Raw genomic sequence first — 20,284 nt, forward strand, 5'->3', positions numbered from 1 at the left:
GATTTTTTTACTTTCAAAACATATTATCGATGAACGGTATGGTCGCTATTTCTCAAATTTTGTGTACATTCGTTTTATTCAATCAAGACATGAAAAAGACTACTCTAATTTTATTTTTTCTTCAATATATTAGTCTGAGTTGTAGTGCTCAAAGTACGGCTTCAAAACAAGTCTCTACATTTAGTATTGAAGCGCCTCAATTAAAAACACATAAAACCATTTGGGTCTATACTCCAAAATCATATTCGGATTCTGAAAAAAAATATCCAGTACTATATATGTTTGATGCTCAGAATTTATTTGATGCTGAGACTTCTTATGTTGGTGAATGGAAAATTGATGAATATTTAGACACTTTGAATGATAAAGAGGTTATTATAGTGGGTATCGAACATGGTAACGAAAAACGTTTAGAAGAATTAACACCATATCCTCATGAAGACTATGGTGGTGGTAAAGGAGACATTTTTATGCAGTTTATCATCAATACTGTAAAACCACATATAGATGTCACCTATAGAACAAAACCAGATGCCAAGCACACAGGAATTTTTGGCGCGTCTCTAGGAGGATTGATGGCATTTTACGCTACTATAAAGTATCCTGAAACATTTAGTATGGCTGGTGTGTTCTCACCGTCGTTTTGGGTGAGTGACAAGATCTACGAATTAGCCAATACTACAGAAATTTCCAGTAGCTCTAAATTTTTCTTTTTGGTTGGAGACAAAGAAGGGGACTCTATGGTACCAGACCAAGAAAAAATGGTGACACTCCTTTTAAATAAAGGTGTAAAAACAGAGCAAATTCAGAATAAAATAATTGAAGGAGGTGAGCATAATGAAGCGCTATGGAGTTCTAATTTTCCTGAAGCATTTCAATGGTTAACTTCCGATTAATAGCTATTACTATGACTAATAACGATATATTTAAAAAACTAAGAGTCGCTCATAAGTTACGTGATGATGACATCATTAAAATTTTAGAGCTGGTAGATTTCAGAGTTTCAAAAAGTGAACTTAATGCCCTTTTTAGACGAGAAGATCATCCAAACTATATGGAATGTGGAGATCAAATTCTAAGAAACTTCCTCAATGGATTAATTATTCATTTACGTGGTCCAATGCCAAAACCGCAAAAAAAGAAGCCTTAAATTATCATTATCGCAAAAATGAGCAAAGTCAGCTAATTCTTCAGAATTGTATACTAACTTGCCTATCTCTAATGTCCTATTATGTTTGAAATTTCTTCAGTAAAAAAAGTGCTTCCAAATATTTCAGAAGCAGAAATAAAAGCCCTCAATGCAAAGTATAAACCGCTTTCTGCTACAGAACGTATTCAGCAATTATACAAAGATTTTGACATTTCAGAAGTGATGCTAACAAGTTCATTTGCAGCAACATCAGCATTTCTACTTAAACTGTTTTCGGAAGTTAATAAGAAACAAGAGGTATTCTTCATAGATACTGGTTATCATTTTGAAGATACCTTAAGGTACAAAGAAGAATTGACTAAACGTTATGGGTTGAATGTCTCATCAATAAGTGCTTTAAAAGAAGAACATGAATTCACTTCTAAAGACAAAACTTGGACCAAGAATCCAGATTTTTGCTGTTCTATAAATAAAGTCAAGCCTTTAGATGTTATCAAAAATAAATATAAGGTTTGGGTATCTGGTTTAATGGAATGGCAAAGTGATCATCGAGCCTCTTTAGATATTTTTGAGCTACGCGGTGAGATTCTAAAGTTTTATCCCTTACTTGATATCTCTAAAGACAAACGTGATGCTTATATTAAGGAACATGATTTACCATTTCATCCATTGGTAGCCAAAGGGTATCATTCTATTGGGTGTAAACACTGTACGGTTCCTGGAGAAGATCGCAATGGTCGTTGGAACAATAATCCAAAAACGGAATGCGGATTGCATTTATAATTAATAATGAGCATGAAACACATCTATATTGTTTTCGCTCTACTAGTTTCTTTTACAACTAGTGCACAAGTAGTAGTTATTGATTGTGATAATTCTAAGCTAACATTTGATAAAGCACATGTTAAACTACTACATACCTTAATGGATAGCGCTAAAGTGTCTAAAGGTGGTAATAGAATAACGCTGGAACAACAATTCTTTTGTGCAATGCCCAACTCTTTTGATAAGATGTTAGATTTATTATTTCTAGACTCTACAATAATTCGCAACAAAATTAAAGAAAGTGGTGGTCCTCCTCCAAAGATTTATTTAGATCATCCTTGGGTGAGTTTTTTGAGTGAGATCAATTGTATTGAATCTAACCAATACTATAACAAATACATTAATATGTGTATTGATGGTTCTTATGGTGCTGATGATATTAGAAACGGATTTATGATCTACAAACGCTTTGAAACGGACACAGAAGCCTTTTGTAAGGTCTTAGCTAAAAGAAATGATAGTGAGATTAAAAGTGTCTTTAGGTTTATATTTGATAGTTCACATCCTGAAAACGAATTTAATGAGGAGCTTTATGACAAGATATATCCTTTAATTTATAAAGAAAATAAAAAGCTTGCAATGGATATGAAATTAACGCTTGAGTGTTTAATAAAAGAAAAAAGACATTAAAAAAGCGTCCAAATCTTGAACGCTTTTACATAAACTAAAATCTCTAGTTATCTTTTCTTTGTAAGTGTTACAGGAAATTTAAACCTTCGTTGATAACTAATAACTTCCTTAGATAATTTTTTGTAATTCAAACGGTTTTTAATAAAACTATCAAAAGCTTTATTTTTTGTGTCTACAGATAGGACAACCATTTCGTTGTTCTCGTTAATCGTGATTTCTACATCGGCAGTTAAGCCTTCAGGAAATTCAAACGATGGATTTTTTAATAATTTACTGATTGTTTCTTCAACTGGATTTGGTTCGACAGTCTTGATTGGATCTGTGCTTGCAGAAAGCGCACTACTAAACGTAATTGCTACGACTAGTACTAACATTTTTAATGTTTTCATGATTAATTGTTTTTTAGATTGATACTTAAAAGACTGATGAAATGATAAGATGTTACAAGAAAGCAGTAAGAATTAACAGTGTTTAACGTTGATTAGCAGTTTATTAACATAAATTCATAAAAAAGGCCCTCAAAATTGAGAGCCTTTCTACATTATTTTATAGCGTTTGTTTATTTTGAAGCGACTAATGTACCGTCATTCGCATTGTTTTGAATACTAGTAACATAATTAGCCAACACTTTTAAGTTAGTTTCCTTATTACCTTTAATTTTATTGTCTTTTATAAAAGCTAAAATCAGTTCTGATTGTCTAGGAAAATCTTTCTTAATATCCTTTTTCTTGGTAGATAAACTCACTAAACTTCTATTATTATCTAGGATATAGTAGCTTTCAACCTTCTTTAATTTAGCAGGCTTATCTGCACCATATGCACTTGACGCCACTTTAGCTTTCGTATACTTATAGTCAACCTTTTTAAGTAATTTACTATCATTGGAGTTACCATCAAAAACGAAATAGTCAATAACAGTGTCTCCGTTAGTATCAAGATGAGAAATGGCTTGATAGGTTTGGTTCGTTGCAATAAAAGTCAACTTCAAATTATCTGTTTTTACGATATTATAAATCTTATCACCATTCTTTATTTGTAATGCATTGTTCATTGGATTGTAACGAGCTAAAACAATGGTTGGCGCGGCATTGATTGTAATTCTAGCATTTTGAAATGATGCTTGAGGAATATGACTTAGGTTTTCAAAGCTTTGATTTGGCAAATATCCTCTAATATTTTGGATTTCCAATTTGACATCGGTAGGATTAGCACTAGTAATATCTCGAGTATTTATACCGCCACGTATACATTCGACGCCTTCTGCTACTTGTCCATTACTTAGATTTACAGTGAGCACACAAATGATAAGAAGAAAGAGATTTTTCATAATAGTTGATTTTTAGATTAATAACCTTATCAAGTTATTAAAATTTTGTTAAAACGAAAAGTCTTACTCTCTGAAAATTAAATATTTAACACTTAACTATTTTATAAAAATGAAAACAGCACAACCTAAAAATCAACTATATTTAATTCAAATGATATTATAAAAAAACTCCCATGTGATAATCACATGGGAGTTTTATATGGTATTTATAAATTCTTTTATGCTAGAACAGTCTGAACTTTATCTGCTGCTTCTTGAAATTCTGTAGCACTCATAACATCTAGTCCAGAATTATCAATTAATTCTTTCGCGATGTCTGCATTAGTTCCTTGCAAACGTACAATGATAGGCACATTGATTGTTCCCATATTTTTATAAGCATCGATAACACCCTGAGCAACACGATCACAACGAACGATACCTCCAAAGATGTTAATTAAGATTGCTTTTACTGCTGGGTCTTTTAAAATAATTTGGAAAGCGGCTTCAACACGAGCTGCATCTGCTGTACCACCAACATCTAAGAAGTTAGCTGGCTCTCCTCCTGCTTGTTTGATTAAATCCATTGTTGCCATTGCCAATCCTGCTCCATTTACCATACAACCTACATTCCCGTCAAGATCAACATAGTTTAGACCTTTCTCTCCTGCTTCAACTTCAATTGGATTTTCTTCACGCAAATCACGTAACGCAGCTAAATCTTTATGTCTAAATAAAGCGTTATCATCTAAAGATACTTTAGCATCTACCGCCATAATTTTATCATCACTAGTTTTTAAAACTGGGTTGATTTCGAATAAAGAAGAATCAGATTTCACATAAGCCGTATATAAGGCTGTAACAAATTTTGTCATATCCTTGAAAGCAGCACCAGATAAACCTAAGTTAAATGCTACTTTACGTGCCTGAAATGGTAAAATTCCAGTTGCTGGATCGATTTCTTCTGTAAATATCAAGTGTGGTGTTTCTTCTGCAACAGTTTCAATATCCATCCCACCTTCTGTAGAATACATGATCATATTACGTCCGTTACTACGATTTAATAACACAGACATATAATATTCTTCAGGTTCTGAATCTCCAGGATAGTATACATCTTCAGCAACTAATACTTGATGTACACGTTTTCCTTCGGCAGATGTTTGAGGTGTCACCAAATCCATTCCAATAATTTGACCAGCTATGGTTTTAACATCATCTAAGCTTTTAGCCAATTTAACGCCTCCACCTTTTCCACGACCACCTGCGTGAACTTGTGCTTTAATTACGTGCCAACCTGTACCAGTTTCTTCAGTTAATTTCTTAGCTGCTTCAACTGCTTCATCAGCATTTTGTGCTACAATACCACGTTGAATACGTACGCCAAAACTGCTTAATAATTCTTTTCCTTGATATTCGTGTAAATTCATTTGGTTTAGAAATTTATAGTTTGTCTTCGTTTAGTTTACGAAGTCATTTTTACGACCACAAAAGTAAACATACTAAAAGTTTTTACCAATAGTTTTTAATATTGATTTATGAGCCTGCTAATTCAATTAATAGTACATCTTGATTATCAATTTCATTTTATCTAATTATTTTAATCTTTTAAGCGCTTAATTACCGAAAATGCTTTATCAACCAAATGATCTTCAACTACAATGGTAAATTCATTGGTTGTAGAAACGACCTCATATAAAGTAATATTCTCCCATGCTAAACGCTTAAAGATTTGATAATACAATCCAGCAATTTTCGAATTACCTTTTGGCAAATAAATACTAATTGCTGATAATTTATCTTGCAACCCAATTTGCACTTCATTTTTAAAGGTTTTTAAAATGCTTTCCTTTTCGGAAGTGGATATGATGATATTACTTTCTAAAACACCACGCGTAAATGCATAGAAAATATGATGATTTACACTAATCTTTTCTAAAATTTGCGAATGGCTATGAATTAAAGTTTTAGAATTTTGGAATGTAAAATCACTCAAATTTGAGCGCACAGTGATATCTCCTAAGTTTTTAAAAATCTTCTTTAAACGAATAGAGTTTTCTAGGTTAAAAGGTTGTTGGTAACGTCGCAATGCCATCATTATCGCACCATCTTTTACCGGTTTACGCAACATCTCAGAAATAGGTTTATTTAACTCTTTAGCTAAAGCTGAAAAATTAATGATTTGTCGTGATAAGCCTTCTTCTAAAAAAGGGCTAGATACGATGATATCCTGTACACAAGAAGCTATAGTTTTCAATTTGTTAACTATTTAACATTTTGTGTAAAATTAGCAATATTTTTTTATTTATATGTTTTAACTAAGGATTACATCTATTTTTGATCCTTCAAATACATTGATTATAAGATTTAAAACGAATGAAAAACAACACTTTATTACAGATTGCAAAGGACTTTGGAAGTCCGGTTTACGTATATGATGCCGAGAAAATAAAGTCTCAGTATAAACGATTAACATCAGCTTTTGGTAAAGTCAAACAGTTAAAGTTAAATTATGCGGTTAAAGCGCTATCTAATGTCTCGATTTTAAAATTATTTAATCAATTAGGATCTGGATTGGATACTGTTTCTATCCAGGAAGTACAGTTAGGACTTAAAGCTGGGTTTCAACCAGAGCAAATTATTTTCACTCCTAATGGTGTATCACTTGCTGAAATAGAAAAAGCGGCAAGTCTTGGTGTACAAATTAATATTGACAATCTTTCTGTGTTAGAACAATTTGGAACTAAGCATCCTAAAATACCTGTTTGCATTCGTATTAATCCGCATGTAATGGCAGGTGGAAACACGAACATTTCCGTAGGTCATATTGATAGTAAGTTTGGTATTTCTATTCATCAAATTCCTCATTTACTTAGAATTGTTGAAAATACTCAAATGACCATTAATGGCATTCATATGCACACAGGAAGTGACATTCTAGATATTGATGTCTTTTTGTATGCCAGTGAAATTTTATTTGATACTGCTAAAAATTTTAAAAATCTTGACTTTATCGATTTTGGATCTGGATTTAAAGTCCCATATAAAACAGGTGACATTGAAACCAATGTTGAAGAACTAGGTGAAAAACTATCTAAACGTTTCAATCAATTTTGTAAAAACTATGGTAAGCAGCTTACTTTGGCTTTCGAACCTGGCAAGTTCTTAGTGAGTGAAGCTGGTTATTTTTTAACCCGAGTTAATGTAGTTAAGCAAACCACATCAACTGTTTTTGCTCAAGTTGACTCTGGTTTTAACCATTTAATACGACCTATGCTTTATGGGGCTCAACATGAGATTATTAATATTTCTAATCCAAATGGTCGGGAACGCTTTTATTCGGTTGTAGGCTATATTTGTGAAACAGATACTTTTGCCAATAACAGACGTATAAATGAAATTACTGAAGATGATATACTAGCCTTTAAAAATGCTGGAGCGTATTGTTATTCTATGGCATCAAATTACAACTCAAGATATCGTCCAGCTGAAGTTTTATGGTATAACAAAAAAGCACATTTAATTAGAAAGCGGGAAACTTTTGATGATATTTTACAAAATCAAGTTGCAATAGACTTATAATAAATACTTAGCGCAGGATTTTTCTTGCGCTTATATAGTTTAATTAGCGACTTCTATTTGTTGCGACATTAGATCTTGACTATTAACAATACCTTCAATATATAACTTGATTGGATTATTAGTATTTAAAACTTTAAAAGAGAGTTCTCCATTAGTATCAAATCTAGCATTAGGAATCCAATCGATTACGCCATATTCTTTAAAAAATTTAGAATCAAACACGTTATACTTTGGCACATAAAAACGTTTAGGTGTAGTATAGGTTAACGGAATATTGTATTGAGTAAAAGACACTTTAGTCTTTACTTTAAATTTCTTATACGGATCCGTATATATTTTTATAATACCGGCAGCACCTCTAATACCTCCACCTATGCCTCCTTTATTGACTTCAACATAATCAACAACTTCCATACTAAACTTATATAGAACATCTAAATCAACTAAAATAACATCGTCTAAGTATATTAATGGAACATCTGTTGCATTTATAGAAACTGGAGCTCGTGTTTTAATTCTAAATCTAGAAGATTCTTGAGAGGCTTCATTTACATTCATGGTTTCATCAACCAAAAAACCGCGTTCACTAATAAATTGTGCAAAAGTTCTATAAAACTGTCTTTCATGTTCTCCAAAATCTATCACTTTTCCCAAAGTTTTGTTTTGCAATTTTTCAATTCTTGTGTATTTCTTTTTGGCATAGAGTTTTACCTCATCTAAGGACTCTATATCGTCAAACTTGAAGTCACTGGTACCTGAAGTTGCATATTGATTGGCTCTAAGTGTAGTTTTTGGTTGATATGCTGTTTGGAAATCAATAATCTTAGAAGGTGAAAATTGTAACACTACATTTGACCGACCAACATTTCCATTACGTTTAGTTTCGCCTATTCTTATCTTCTCATCATCCAATGGAAAAAAACCTCTTTTTTCAAATGATTTTTGACCTTCTGACAATGACAATATTTCCGACCCAGTATTAATATTTGGGTAAATTAATAAACTCTTACCACTGCTCGTATTAGCATTGATTGTATAGCTTATACCAACTTCAAAATCATAAACGGGTTCTGGAGGTGCATTGAAAATGGTCGTCCAATCATAACTACTCCATCCTTGAGTGAGAAGTAAATTATCTAATTCGTATTTTTTCTTCTCCGTAATATCTGTAAAATAGTAGGACGCTTGTTCTACCGCACTTTTTAAATATGGTTGAAGATAGATAGCTGAGATAATATTTTGATGATGTGCATAGCTTCTAGTTTCTGAAGGCAACACTGAAATACTCAAATTTTGAAATAACTGTGTATCTATAGTTGGTAGCTTAAGTGTAATTTCTAAGCTATCATTTTGCACCTGATTTACCGATGCTTTTGTAACTGAATTTAAAGGCAAACCTTCAAAATTAAAATACAAACGTTCTGCTATAGGTCTATCTTCTTCATCAAAAAGTGTGAATATATTCACACCTTCGTAGAGATAGCTAAGGTCTACAGTAGTTATAGATTCTTTGGCTCCGTTGAGACTTAATATAGCCTCAGTAGCATTTGCTCCATTATGAATAACAAGTTTGAAGTTTTTATTTCCAAAGTTTTCTAATCCAATATCATTTGTTTTAAGAGCGACACCTATGCTGTTAGGTGTTGTGATATCTTTAATAGAAAGCAAGATTCCAGTTCTCTCAGGTTGTTCTAATTTAGAAACTACTTTACTATCATTATAAAAATATTCCAAACTATAATCCTCACCTTCAGTAGGAAATAATAAAAACTGACCTATTCCAAATTTATTCAATGTTGTAGACGTTAACACATCGCCATTCTTATTAAGAATATCAATTTTTAAATTAGGTACTCCTAAACCCAATTTATCTTTGGCGATTACACCAACAACATTCAAGGTCTCAGATAATAAATGACCACTTTCAGGAAGTACTTGTATATCAATAGTCTTATCTATATCTATTGGTTTGTCATTAACTTTATCTTGTGGGTTTATTACATTAAATTTTTCTAGGAAATATGTATGCTCATTGTTGAAATTTCTTGACCAATTGGTATACGCTTTAAATTGATATTCTCCACTAACAAATGTACTATCTATCATAAAATCACCTCTAGAAACACCTTGATTCATCATGATAAGTTTTTCACGGAGTACCTTATCGTTTTTGTCTAAAATTTGGCAATATAAATTTGCTGTATTTGTTGAAGGTTGCTTGATATCCTTAAGAAACACATAAGCATTAAAGCCCAACATTTCTCCTGTGATGTAGGTCGTTTTATTAAAATGCACATAAATCTGCTCTCTTGAAAGATCGGCAAAATCTTCATAGGCATCTATAATCTCACTAGTATCTTGAGAAAAGCCAAAGTTACAAGACAGAAATAGGAATAACAATAGGTGGATATTAGTCTTCATCTTATCAATTATTGGTGTTTTTTAGAGGTGTATTCATCCAATAGTCATCATTAGATTGTAACGAATTTACTTCAGCTTCAGATAAGGGTTTATATTTCATAATAAACTTCAAGTTTTTGGGCTTGATCTTATTTTCAAAAACTTCTTGAGCAAAAAACTCTCTAAATTGATATGCTTCAATCTTTGGCGATTTCAGTATTCTTCTATTAGCGACATCGTAAATATTTTTAACACGATAATCAAATTCACTCATATTGGTAGTTTCATCAATTGTCTCAGGTAGACTCCAATCGGCTATTGTAATCTTGACAGTTTGTTGATCGACAATTTCGGCTTTCTTTACCAGCAATTTGCGCTTCTGGTATTTGAATCTAAAATCTTTCCTATCTACTGTCGTTGTATCTAACTTATTATTAAACTTCATATAGAACGCCTGTTCATATACATTAAAATCTATACTTTGTACATCAAATACAAACTTGTTACTCACAATGAATCGGTTATTGAATGTGATATAGTTTAAATACATAAAATCACCTTTAGGTTTATACTCAATAACCACTTCAAAAAGAGGATTTACATTATTAGTTTCAAGAACCCTATACTCTAATTTATGAATTGCAAAATTATCTTTTGCAATAAAAATCTTCCCACTTGCTTTATGACCGCTACCTACCAAACCACTTTTAGCCTTAAAAGAAATCTCATAAATAATATCATCATTAAGATAAACTTTACGCAAGGTTTCAAATTCGTGATTCTCTAAAAATTTACGCTTAAAAACATAAACAAAAGAAAAACTGAGATGCTCAAAATTTCGTATTGGATTATGAACATTTAATATCCCCAATTCGTTACCTCCTTGACCAGACAAGGTCGTGTTTTTGATATATTTTGAATCGCCATCATAGGCAATTAACAAAGAAGAATCTCTAGAGAACTCTTTATTTTCTTTGTAACTTAATATAGCGCTCTCATTGTACGCATTCATCATTATATCTGTTTGAAAACCGGCGTCATATGATTCTATAATAGCTTCATTCAAATTATAATAATCACCACGAACAATTTGGTAATCTCTATAATAACCTACCGAAGAATATGGTTTAGTTGGATAATTAAGTGTTATACTAGCTATGGCTTTTTTTACTAAAGTGTAAGCATCTAAATCACTACTAGATGTTTTTTTTCCTTGTACGACAACTTGACCTAAGGCTTCAATTTTCGGATCAAGATATATTGTATTAACACTCTTATCTTTTAACGATGTCGCCTCGATAATTTTAGTTTCATACCCTAAACAAGAAATAATTAAAGTGTCTTTTATTGCTTTGTATCGATAAGGAATTCTAAAATCACCATCGACATTTGCCACAATACCTTTACCACTACTTTTAAACTGGATGGTAGCATATGGCACAGTATAATTGGTTTGTGTTTCAACAAGTTTGCAGAAAATTTCTTCAACACCTTGTGAATAACAAAGTGACGATGCAAAAAGAAAAACACTAACTATTGCAAACTTTTTTATCAAATTCATGGGCTTATAAATCTCTATAAAAAACCAAACCATTTTTGTTTTCGTCATAAATACCAAATTCACGAGTTCCCCAAGCTGTATCTCTCAAGTTTGTGTTTTGATGGAAAACGTCTGTAGTTTTATATTCTTCAAATAAGGCATCAACCTCATCAACATAAATTCTCAACAAGGCACTATCCATTCCTTCTGTCCAATCATTTTCATCATGCCATTGTAAATGTATTTCGATACCATCTCTTATAACACCTGCATAATTAGGATTGTCTCCAGCATCTTTAAAAGCCAGTTTAAATCCGAGTTTATTTACATAGTAATTTACAGCGTCCATTACATGTCGCACTGGAAGTACAGGATGAATTTGTTTTAAAAAGGCCTTACTCATCAGTCTTTTTTACTTTACCTGTAAAATGATTTACTTTTGGATTTATTGGGTTTCCTGTAACTCTCCTAAACGAAGCTAATTGCCCACAATGCCATATAGCATCAGCTATCGGACCATTAACTTGGTTCCAAAACGGAATTTCATTCTCTCCAAATATGATTTTATACTGAGAAATATCATCACTATCTCTAAGGATATCTGCAGCTGTTTTTAAATTGATTAGTGTTTGTTTACGTTTATCCTCATAGCTCATTGCCGATTTATCGACTCTACTATTTGGTTTTTTCAATGTAGAGTTGACTATGATATACGAAAGGTCTAAAATATGATCTATAGTTTCTTCAGAAGAACGTACCTCTTCACTTGGTCGATAAGTTAAATCTTTTTCGGTAAGACCTTCACTAGACCAATAAAACCTAAATCCAAGTCCATCAATCATTCTTGCTGCCATAGTTCCTGCTGTAAATTCTTTAGAATATTCTGGAACTTCATAGTATGGTAATTTTTCTTCTGAAGTATCTTGAGCGTAACTGATTGAGCTCAGAATTAATGCGATAAAAAGTATCGTGTTTTTCATGTATACATATATTTGGTTGAATAATAAGATCTGTTATTAAAATTAAGATAATCTATTTAAATAGAAAAGCTTAATCTCTTAACTCTTCTGTATTAGAAATAGTTTGAGTACCATATTTATCAATGAGATAAATTAATGCGGTCATAGACGCTGCACCTAATTCTAACTCTCTTTTGTTCACATGTTCAAAGGTATCATTACTAGCATGATGATGATCAAAATAGCGCTGAGAATCTGGTCGTAATCCAGCTAAAACTATGGTGTCGTCTTTTAGAGGGCTAATATCTGCGCCACTGTAACCTTCTTCGAAGTAATGAATTAAATAGGGTTTAAAAAGCGATCGCCATCCCTGTATTTTGGTTAACATCGCTTCATTACATTGAAAGCTAAAGCCTCTTGGTGTAAATCCTCCAGAATCACTTTCTAAAGCAAATACATGATTTTCTTTTTTTTGTTTTGCAACCTCAGCATATTTTCTTCCTCCGCGTAATCCATTTTCTTCATTCATAAACAATACAGCTCGAATAGTACGCTTTGGGCGAATACCACTTTCTTTTAATAATCGTAAAACATCCATAGATTGAACTACACCTGCACCATCATCATGAGAACCATCTCCTAAATCCCAAGAATCTAAATGACCACCAACTACGATGATTTCATTTGGGAATTCACTACCTGTAATTTCACCGATAACGTTATACGATTGTACATCGGATAATTGCTTACAGTTTTGACTAAAAAAGAAATTAAGATTCTTATTAAGTGCCAACATTCCACTTAGTAACTCGGCGTCGTTTGTGCTAATAGCTGCAGATGGAATTCGTTTACTTACGGGTAAATCTCCATAACCCATGCTTCCAGTATGTGGATAGTCATCCAATCTTAAATTCAGTGAGCGAACAATAGTACCAACCGCTCCATATTTGGCCGCTTCAGCAGCTCCAGCATAACGTTCTACAGAGCAACCACCATAAGCTTCGAATGTATTAATTAAATCGGCCTGCATTGGTCTATTTATAAAAACGATCTTCCCTTTTATCTTTTCTTCTCCTAAAGCTTCTAGATCTTTATAAGTTTTCACTTCAATTATTTTGGCTTTAACACCTCCATTTGGTGTTGCTACTGATCCACCAAGCGCACAAATATTAACATTTGTCGTTACTCCAGGTGAGGTTTCAATATAAGCGAATTCTGGAGCTCCTCTTACCCAGCGTGGCACCATAACAGGTTGTAACCAAACTTTATCTAAGCCTAATTTTTCAAATTCTTCCTTTGTGTACTGAACTGCTTTTTCGGCATTTAATGAACCCGAAAGACGGCCTCCTATTTGATTAGATAAATGGTCTAACCACTGGTAACTCATTCCGTTAGTTAAAGAATTAGAATAGATTTTTTTTAAGTTTTCAGCATCTGTTTGCGCTGAAATTTGAAAAGCAACAAAAAGTAAGAGAATAGTAATAAATCGCTTCATATGATGGTATTTTACATTGAAGCTTAAATATACTATTTTAAATAATGACCTTTAAAAAAGAAATCATAAAAAACTACTCATTTTTCAACTCATCGATATAGATATCAAGATTTGCTTTTATTCCAGCATCTAGTTCTGGTTCAATTATATCCTTATACTGAATTAGAGTATCATATAGAATTCTCGCAACAATATAGCGTGCTGTTGGTTTATCATCGGCAGGAATAGTATACCAAGGTGCATGATCATTAGATGTTCTATTTAAAGCATCCTCATAACACCTCTGATAATCATCCCAAAGCTTGCGTTCTCTAAGATCGCCTGGCGAAAACTTCCAATGCTTATCAGCTTTACGTAAACGACGTAATAATCTGTTTTTCTGTTCGTCTTTAGAAAGGTGTAGGAAGAATTTAAAAATTACAGTGCCGTTGTCTGCAATGTGTTTTTCAAAATCATTAATTTGATCAAATCGTTTATCCCAAAAGGCTTCATTAACATCATCAATAGAATGCACATCAGGTAAGTTCTCTCCTAAAATATATCCAGGATGCACTCTGGTTACCAACACATTTTCATAATGTGTTCTATTAAAGATCCCAAACTTTCCACGAGCAGGAAGCGCAATATAATGTCGCCATAAATAGTCATGATTTAGTTCTAATTCGGTAGGAACCTTAAAACTATGGACCACAATTCCTCTTGTATTAAAATCTTTAAAGACTTCCCTAATCATACTATCTTTACCTGCAGTGTCCATACCTTGGATGCAAATCAGAACAGCATATTTACCGTGTGCATAAATGGTGTTTTGAAAATCACCAAGTTTTTCTCTAACCTCTTCTAATTCGCTTTCAATTCTCTTTTTATCAGCTTTAAGGTCAAAATGAGTAGAGATATTCTTAAGTTGAATTTTTTTAGTAACCTTAAATTGATTTATGTCAATCTTTTTCATTGTAATACTATTTAGATGCAAATAATTTTACATCGTTCTCACTTACTTCCTTTTCTCCAAGAATAATCAAACGTTCTACAACATTGCGCAATTCACGAATATTACCAGTCCAATCGTACTCTTGAAGACGTTTAATTGCTTTATCTGAAAATTCTTTTTTTGCAGTTCCTTGTTCTTCAGCAATCTTTGATGAAAAATGATTTACAAGTAATGGAATATCCTCTCGTCTATCATTGAGCGCTGGTACTTTAATTAAAATTACAGCTAACCTATGGTATAAATCTTCTCGAAATCTACCTTCGGAAATTTCAGTTTTTAAATTTTTATTTGTGGCAGCTACAACACGTACATCAACCTTAATATCTTTATCATTACCTACACGCTGAATCTTGTTTTCTTGCAAAGCACGTAATACTTTTGCTTGTGCAGAAAGACTCATATCTCCAATTTCATCTAAGAAGATTGTGCCACCATTAGCAGCTTCAAACTTTCCAGCTCTATCCTTTACAGCACTTGTAAAAGCACCTTTAACGTGTCCAAACAACTCACTCTCTATCAATTCTGAAGGAATTGCAGCACAATTCACCTCAATTAATGGCCCTTTAGAACGTTCACTCTTTTGGTGCAACCAGTGTGCTACAAGTTCTTTACCCGTTCCATTTGGACCAGTAATTAACACTCTAGCATCTGTTGCAGACACCTTTTCTATCATTTCTTTAATATGAGAAATAGCATCACTCTCACCTATCATTTCATACTTCTTGCTCACTTTCTTTTTGAGCATTTTATTTTCAACAACAAGTTCTTTTCTATCTAGAGCGATACGAACTGTATTGAGCAATCGATTTAAATCTGGTGGTTTAGAAATGTAATCAAAAGCTCCCAAGCGCATCGTATTTACAGCTGTATCTAGGTCACCATGTCCAGAGATCATAACCATGGGTGTTTCTGGCTTTATCTTTTTAACGGCCTCTAATACTTCAACACCATCCATTTTAGGCATTTTTATATCACAGAGTACTAAATCATAATCCTCTTTTTTTATTTTTTCGATACCAACTAGTCCATCTTCTGCTTCATCTACCTCATAAGTATCGCTTTCTTCAGAGAGTATTTTAACCAATACTCTTCTAATTGCTGCTTCATCTTCTATTACTAAAATCTTTGCCATTTTTATATTTTAAATTTTATTCCAGTTCTTAAATAAAATGCATTTACATCATCTAATTTAAAAACTTCATTTCTATTATCATCACGTAATACATTATTTAATCTAAATGTATATCCTGCATAGCCATAAGCTACTAAATTTTTAGTAAAGCAATATTCATACCCAAGTCCACCAACTGCTACAGATAATGAAATATTATCAACTTGTCTACCATTTATAGTAAGTGGTCTTTGCAAATGTGCAAAATAACCATCTAAACTTACAAAGGCTTGAAGTATATTACTATCTGTAAAATAATACTTAACATTTGATTTTGGAACTCCAGCAGAAAACGACCAATGGTAATTTATTCTTCTGTAGTAACTTACAAAAGGTAGCGGAAATGGTACACCAGTTGTGGCATTATACGTTAATCCAAAAATTAAACGAAAAGGACGTTTAACACTCTCATCTTCTCGCCTATCATTTATGGCAAAAACGCCTCCATTAAAAAAGACATCTTCAAATGTCATCTTATCTATTAAAGTTGATGCAACTCTTGGATTAGCCTTAAATGCAAGTCTCCAATTTTCACTTGTCTTAAATGTATATCCTATATTTAAATCGATAATATTTATGGTCTCTATCAGTGACCTGTCAAAAGGGTAATTATCTTCTAAATTAAGTATGATTCGGTTATATTCTGCACCAACAACCAGATAACAATCTTCATTTGTCTTTATAGGATAATTTACTAAAGCTCTAACTCTGGTATATTGATCTTCGGATTTACTTTTTGGTATAAATGAGTATTCTAATCGTGCAATATCTGTAAGTTGTGCTAGCACAGGTTGTGTGAAGCAACAAAAAAATAATACAGAAAGAAATTTACACGATTTTATGTCCATAAATGATTTTTAAGGTTCTTAAATTTAAAGCAAAAGAACTATTCAGGTTTTTGAATAATATGAATATCTCTTTGAGGGAACGGAATAGAAATATTATGCTCTCTAAACAATTTATCGATTTCAAAACGTATATCACTCTTCGGAAATTGTGCTTTAAAGCTATCTGCTAGTGTAAATACCAATTTAAAATCTAATGAACTATCTCCAAAATTAGTAAATACTACTGTTGGCTCTGGGCTACTAATCACATCTGGACTCGTACTAGCAGCTTGTAATAATAGTTTTTTCACGAGTTGCACATCACTTCCGTAAGCGACTCCTACCGAGACACTTTCTCTAGTTAATGTTCCATTTTGCGTCCAATTGTATAGGCTGTTCGTTAAATATAAGTGATTAGGAATTACTAATACTTTATTGTCGATAGTAACTGCTCGAGTTGTTCTTAATTTAATTTCTTCAACACGGCCAACTTTTCCTTCTATTTCAATAATATCACCCACATGAACCGATTGATCAATTAAGATAAACACTCCAGAAATAATATCTTGAAAGAAGGTTTGAAGCGCGAGTCCAATACCAATTAAAAGTGCTGCTGAAGCTGCAAAAACCGCTGTCACATTTACACCAACAGAATGTAAGGTTATCAATAGGATGATTATATAGATCAACCATCTAAAATAGCCATATATAACATTAAATTTTCCTTTATCCTCTTTAGGTAAATTTCTAGTAATAATCTTTAAAACCAGTCTAAGAATCAAGGTAGTAATAAAGATAACTGTAATTACAACTAGAACATCTAAAATTGAAATACTGATATCTTTACCGAAATCAATATGTTGCCCCAGAAACTCCTTCGTCTTTTCCCAAGCAGAACTTTCGGTTATGGTTTCTTCTATTTTAGACAGGTCTTGAAACATCATTAATATTTAATCCACTTATACAATTCTTTATAGCTTGGTTTTTTACCGTACATCAAGATACCAACTCTATAAATTTTGGCTGCAAACCACACTGTAAACACAAATGTTCCTGCTAAGATACCAAAAGACAATACTTGTTGCCAGATAGGTACTCCAAATGGTATTCTCATAAGCATGACTACTGGTGATGTAAAAGGTATAAATGAAAATACTGTAGATACTGTTCCATGTGGATCTTCTATTACTGTAAAAATACCAACATAAACAGCTAAAATCAATGGCATGATGATGGGCATCATAAACTGTTGTGTATCTGTTTCGTTATCTACTGCTGCACCAACAGCAGCATACAATGAACTATATAATAAATAACCTCCAATAAAGAAAAACATAAAGGCAATAACCAAATTAGCTAATGGTAAATTAAAAAAAGATTGCATTGCCAATTGCATCTCATTTGCCATGTCTGGGTTTTGCATAGCTTGATTCACGATTTCCTGTTGAGGCGTTTGTAATTCGGCCATACTAAGTCCAAATATCGCTGTAAGCGCAAATACTAAAATACTACCTAAAATTGTCCATATGGCAAACTGAGTGATTCCTGCCAAGGAGGTTCCAATAATCTTACCCATCATCAATTGAATTGGCTTAACAGACGATATAATAACTTCAATAATTCTACTGGTTTTCTCTTCTATAACACTACGCATAATCATATTCCCATAGATAATTATGAACATGAACAATAAATAACCTGCTGCGCCACCAAAGGCCAATTTTAAATAACTATCAATTTTTGAAGTTTTCTCTCCTGTAAATGTTTCTTGAGCAATAGTAATATTCGTTTCAGAAGCTTCAATTTTTTTAACATCTACACCTCCTCTTCTAAGTTTTTCATCTCCAAGTTTCTTTTCTATTTTATCTTCCAAACTTGACATGATAGATAATGAAGGGGATTCGTCTGAAAAAAACTTAACACTTGAGTAAATACTTGAGGTATCACTACTTTTTTCTATGTACAATAGACCAAAATCTTCTTTTGACTTTACCAGCTCTTTCGCAGTTTCAAGATTAGTATCCGCAGTAAGCATTATATATTTAGTATGATCAGTATTTTCAAATACATCACTTAAAATTCCTGTTTCATCTAAAACCGAAATAGTTCTATCCTTATCATTATTTAATTGCGATAGGTAGGCAACTACCGCTATAAGAGCAACCATAATCAACGGACTCACAAATGTCATAATAATAAACGATCTGTTTTTAACCTTAGTGAGATACTCTCGCTTTATTATCAATGGTAAATGGTTCATTCTAGTTATTTTTTACAGTTTGAATAAAGATATCGTTGGCACTAGGTATCACCTCAACAAAATGATGCACTTCAGCTTTAGACGTTAAAAAAGACAACAGATCGTTAGAGTTATCTCGTTCATTTAATTTAACATTAAGCTTTACATCATCATTAAGATTTCTAAATGTTGCTGGCAATACTTCAAATTTCTCTTTTATCGCATTGGTTACATTTTCTACAGCACTAGTTTGTAATCCAACTTCAAATGTGTTGGTCTTAAATTGACGTTTAATGTCTGTTAATTTTCCATCTAAAACCTTATTAGATTTATGTATTAAAGCGATATGGTCGCAGAGTTCTTCGACAGATTCCATACGATGTGTTGAAAAAATGACAGTAGCACCCTCATCTCTAAGTTGAAGGATTTCGTCTTTAATTAAATTAGCATTTATGGGGTCAAAACCTGAAAAAGGTTCATCAAAAATAAGGAGTTTAGGTTGATGCAAAACCGTAACAATAAACTGAATTTTTTGTGCTTGGCCTTTACTAAGCTCCTGAATTTTTTTGTTCCACCAATCACCAATTTCTAGTTTCTCAAACCAGTATTTCAATCGCTTTTTAGCCTCCTGCTTTGTTAAGCCTTTGAGTTGCGCAAGATACAGAGCCTGTTCTCCAACTTTCATTGATTTATATAAACCGCGTTCTTCAGGTAAATAACCTATATTTTGAATATGCTCTGGTCTTAATGGCTCTCCATCTAAAAAGACATCACCAGTATCTGGCATAGTGATTTGATTGATAATCCTAATAAGCGTCGTTTTTCCAGCGCCATTAGGACCTAGTAGACCAAAAATACTTCCCTTTGGAACAGCAATAGAAACGTCATTAAGCGCTCTAAACTCTCCGAAATTTTTAGATACGGAATCAGCGACTAAGAGGTTATTCATAAACAAGGTTTAGATTGGTTGAATTTAATAATGGTAAAGATAAAAATGTTAATGATGTAATGAAGCTAATCGGCTTCTTTTTTTAATGTTTACAGCAGTTTAAATGAAATATATAAAAAACAAAACCCACCCTTAAAACAAATTAAGGATGGGAAAAAATTGCTATGAAAAAGAAAAATTACCACTAATAGATATTAGTGATAATTCAAATATAGTGTTT

General features: G+C 32.5%; 20 protein-coding genes. 5 read left to right on the forward strand and 15 right to left on the reverse strand.

What is annotated here, in order from left to right; translation table 11 throughout:
- Window positions 1–29 precede the first annotated feature (29 nt).
- The 4 genes from Q0783_RS07105 (at window position 30) to Q0783_RS07120 (ending at window position 2,605) form a co-directional block, all read left to right on the forward strand.
- Complete coding sequence (locus Q0783_RS07105) at window positions 30–896, forward strand: alpha/beta hydrolase-fold protein (protein ID WP_298894225.1); 867 nt, start codon at window positions 30–32, stop codon at window positions 894–896.
- An 11-nt stretch (window positions 897–907) separates the two neighbouring features.
- A complete protein-coding gene (locus Q0783_RS07110) occupies window positions 908–1,150 on the forward strand; it encodes a DUF1456 family protein (RefSeq protein ID WP_230937194.1) in 243 nt (80 codons plus the stop codon).
- A gap of 81 nt (window positions 1,151–1,231) precedes the next feature.
- Window positions 1,232–1,933 (forward strand): phosphoadenylyl-sulfate reductase, encoded by a 702-nt coding sequence (locus Q0783_RS07115; RefSeq protein WP_298894226.1) that lies wholly within the window; start codon window positions 1,232–1,234, stop codon window positions 1,931–1,933.
- Between the two features lie 12 nt (window positions 1,934–1,945).
- Window positions 1,946–2,605 carry a hypothetical protein gene (locus Q0783_RS07120; protein ID WP_298894227.1) on the forward strand — a complete coding sequence of 220 codons (660 nt, stop codon included), beginning with the start codon at window positions 1,946–1,948 and terminating at the stop codon, window positions 2,603–2,605.
- Between the two features lie 47 nt (window positions 2,606–2,652).
- Here Q0783_RS07120 and Q0783_RS07125 read toward each other — a convergent pair whose 3' ends face one another.
- From Q0783_RS07125 to Q0783_RS07140, 4 genes are all read right to left on the reverse strand, one after another.
- Entirely contained in the window at window positions 2,653–2,994 is a 342-nt protein-coding gene (locus Q0783_RS07125; RefSeq protein ID WP_230937197.1) for a hypothetical protein, read from the reverse strand.
- 170 nt (window positions 2,995–3,164) lie between these two features.
- Complete coding sequence (locus tag Q0783_RS07130) at window positions 3,165–3,932, reverse strand: hypothetical protein (RefSeq protein ID WP_298894228.1); 768 nt, start codon at window positions 3,930–3,932, stop codon at window positions 3,165–3,167.
- A gap of 218 nt (window positions 3,933–4,150) precedes the next feature.
- Entirely contained in the window at window positions 4,151–5,341 is a 1,191-nt protein-coding gene (sucC, locus tag Q0783_RS07135; RefSeq protein ID WP_298894229.1) for an ADP-forming succinate--CoA ligase subunit beta, read from the reverse strand.
- 170 nt (window positions 5,342–5,511) lie between these two features.
- Complete coding sequence (locus tag Q0783_RS07140) at window positions 5,512–6,168, reverse strand: hypothetical protein (RefSeq protein WP_298894230.1); 657 nt, start codon at window positions 6,166–6,168, stop codon at window positions 5,512–5,514.
- Window positions 6,169–6,287: 119 nt separating this feature from the next.
- Between Q0783_RS07140 and lysA the strand changes: the two genes are divergently transcribed.
- Window positions 6,288–7,493 (forward strand): diaminopimelate decarboxylase, encoded by a 1,206-nt coding sequence (gene lysA, locus Q0783_RS07145; protein ID WP_298894231.1) that lies wholly within the window; start codon window positions 6,288–6,290, stop codon window positions 7,491–7,493.
- 39 nt (window positions 7,494–7,532) lie between these two features.
- Here lysA and Q0783_RS07150 read toward each other — a convergent pair whose 3' ends face one another.
- From Q0783_RS07150 to Q0783_RS07200, 11 genes are all read right to left on the reverse strand, one after another.
- The gene (locus tag Q0783_RS07150) at window positions 7,533–9,914 is read right to left on the reverse strand and encodes a hypothetical protein (RefSeq protein WP_298894232.1); all 2,382 of its coding nucleotides are present in this window, start codon (window positions 9,912–9,914) and stop codon (window positions 7,533–7,535) included.
- Window positions 9,915–9,918: 4 nt separating this feature from the next.
- The gene (locus Q0783_RS07155; protein WP_298894233.1) at window positions 9,919–11,502 is read right to left on the reverse strand and encodes a carboxypeptidase-like regulatory domain-containing protein; all 1,584 of its coding nucleotides are present in this window, start codon (window positions 11,500–11,502) and stop codon (window positions 9,919–9,921) included.
- Window positions 11,459–11,836: a glyoxalase superfamily protein gene (locus Q0783_RS07160; protein WP_298894234.1), complete on the reverse strand. Its 378-nt coding sequence runs from the start codon at window positions 11,834–11,836 to the stop codon at window positions 11,459–11,461. The genes Q0783_RS07155 and Q0783_RS07160 overlap by 44 nt, the downstream gene beginning before the upstream one ends.
- Entirely contained in the window at window positions 11,829–12,413 is a 585-nt protein-coding gene (locus Q0783_RS07165) for a hypothetical protein (RefSeq protein ID WP_298894235.1), read from the reverse strand. The genes Q0783_RS07160 and Q0783_RS07165 overlap by 8 nt, the downstream gene beginning before the upstream one ends.
- Before the next feature lie 70 nt (window positions 12,414–12,483).
- Window positions 12,484–13,887, reverse strand: coding sequence for a M20/M25/M40 family metallo-hydrolase (locus tag Q0783_RS07170; protein WP_298894236.1), 1,404 nt, complete (start codon window positions 13,885–13,887; stop codon window positions 12,484–12,486).
- A 73-nt stretch (window positions 13,888–13,960) separates the two neighbouring features.
- A complete protein-coding gene (locus tag Q0783_RS07175) occupies window positions 13,961–14,839 on the reverse strand; it encodes a PPK2 family polyphosphate kinase (protein ID WP_298894237.1) in 879 nt (292 codons plus the stop codon).
- 7 nt (window positions 14,840–14,846) lie between these two features.
- Entirely contained in the window at window positions 14,847–16,010 is a 1,164-nt protein-coding gene (locus Q0783_RS07180) for a sigma-54 dependent transcriptional regulator (RefSeq protein ID WP_298894238.1), read from the reverse strand.
- A 2-nt stretch (window positions 16,011–16,012) separates the two neighbouring features.
- Window positions 16,013–16,837, reverse strand: a complete 825-nt coding sequence (locus tag Q0783_RS07185) for a DUF6268 family outer membrane beta-barrel protein (protein ID WP_298894239.1) — start codon at window positions 16,835–16,837, stop codon at window positions 16,013–16,015.
- 98 nt (window positions 16,838–16,935) lie between these two features.
- Window positions 16,936–17,817 (reverse strand): mechanosensitive ion channel domain-containing protein, encoded by an 882-nt coding sequence (locus Q0783_RS07190; RefSeq protein ID WP_298894635.1) that lies wholly within the window; start codon window positions 17,815–17,817, stop codon window positions 16,936–16,938.
- A 2-nt stretch (window positions 17,818–17,819) separates the two neighbouring features.
- Window positions 17,820–19,136, reverse strand: coding sequence for an ABC transporter permease (locus Q0783_RS07195; RefSeq protein WP_298894240.1), 1,317 nt, complete (start codon window positions 19,134–19,136; stop codon window positions 17,820–17,822).
- Window position 19,137: 1 nt separating this feature from the next.
- On the reverse strand, window positions 19,138–20,064 hold the full coding sequence (locus Q0783_RS07200) for an ABC transporter ATP-binding protein (protein WP_298894241.1): 927 nt from the start codon (window positions 20,062–20,064) through the stop codon (window positions 19,138–19,140).
- Window positions 20,065–20,284 lie beyond the last annotated feature (220 nt).

Origin of the sequence: uncultured Psychroserpens sp., assembly GCF_947500255.1 — a bacterium.
Classification (GTDB): domain Bacteria; phylum Bacteroidota; class Bacteroidia; order Flavobacteriales; family Flavobacteriaceae; genus Psychroserpens.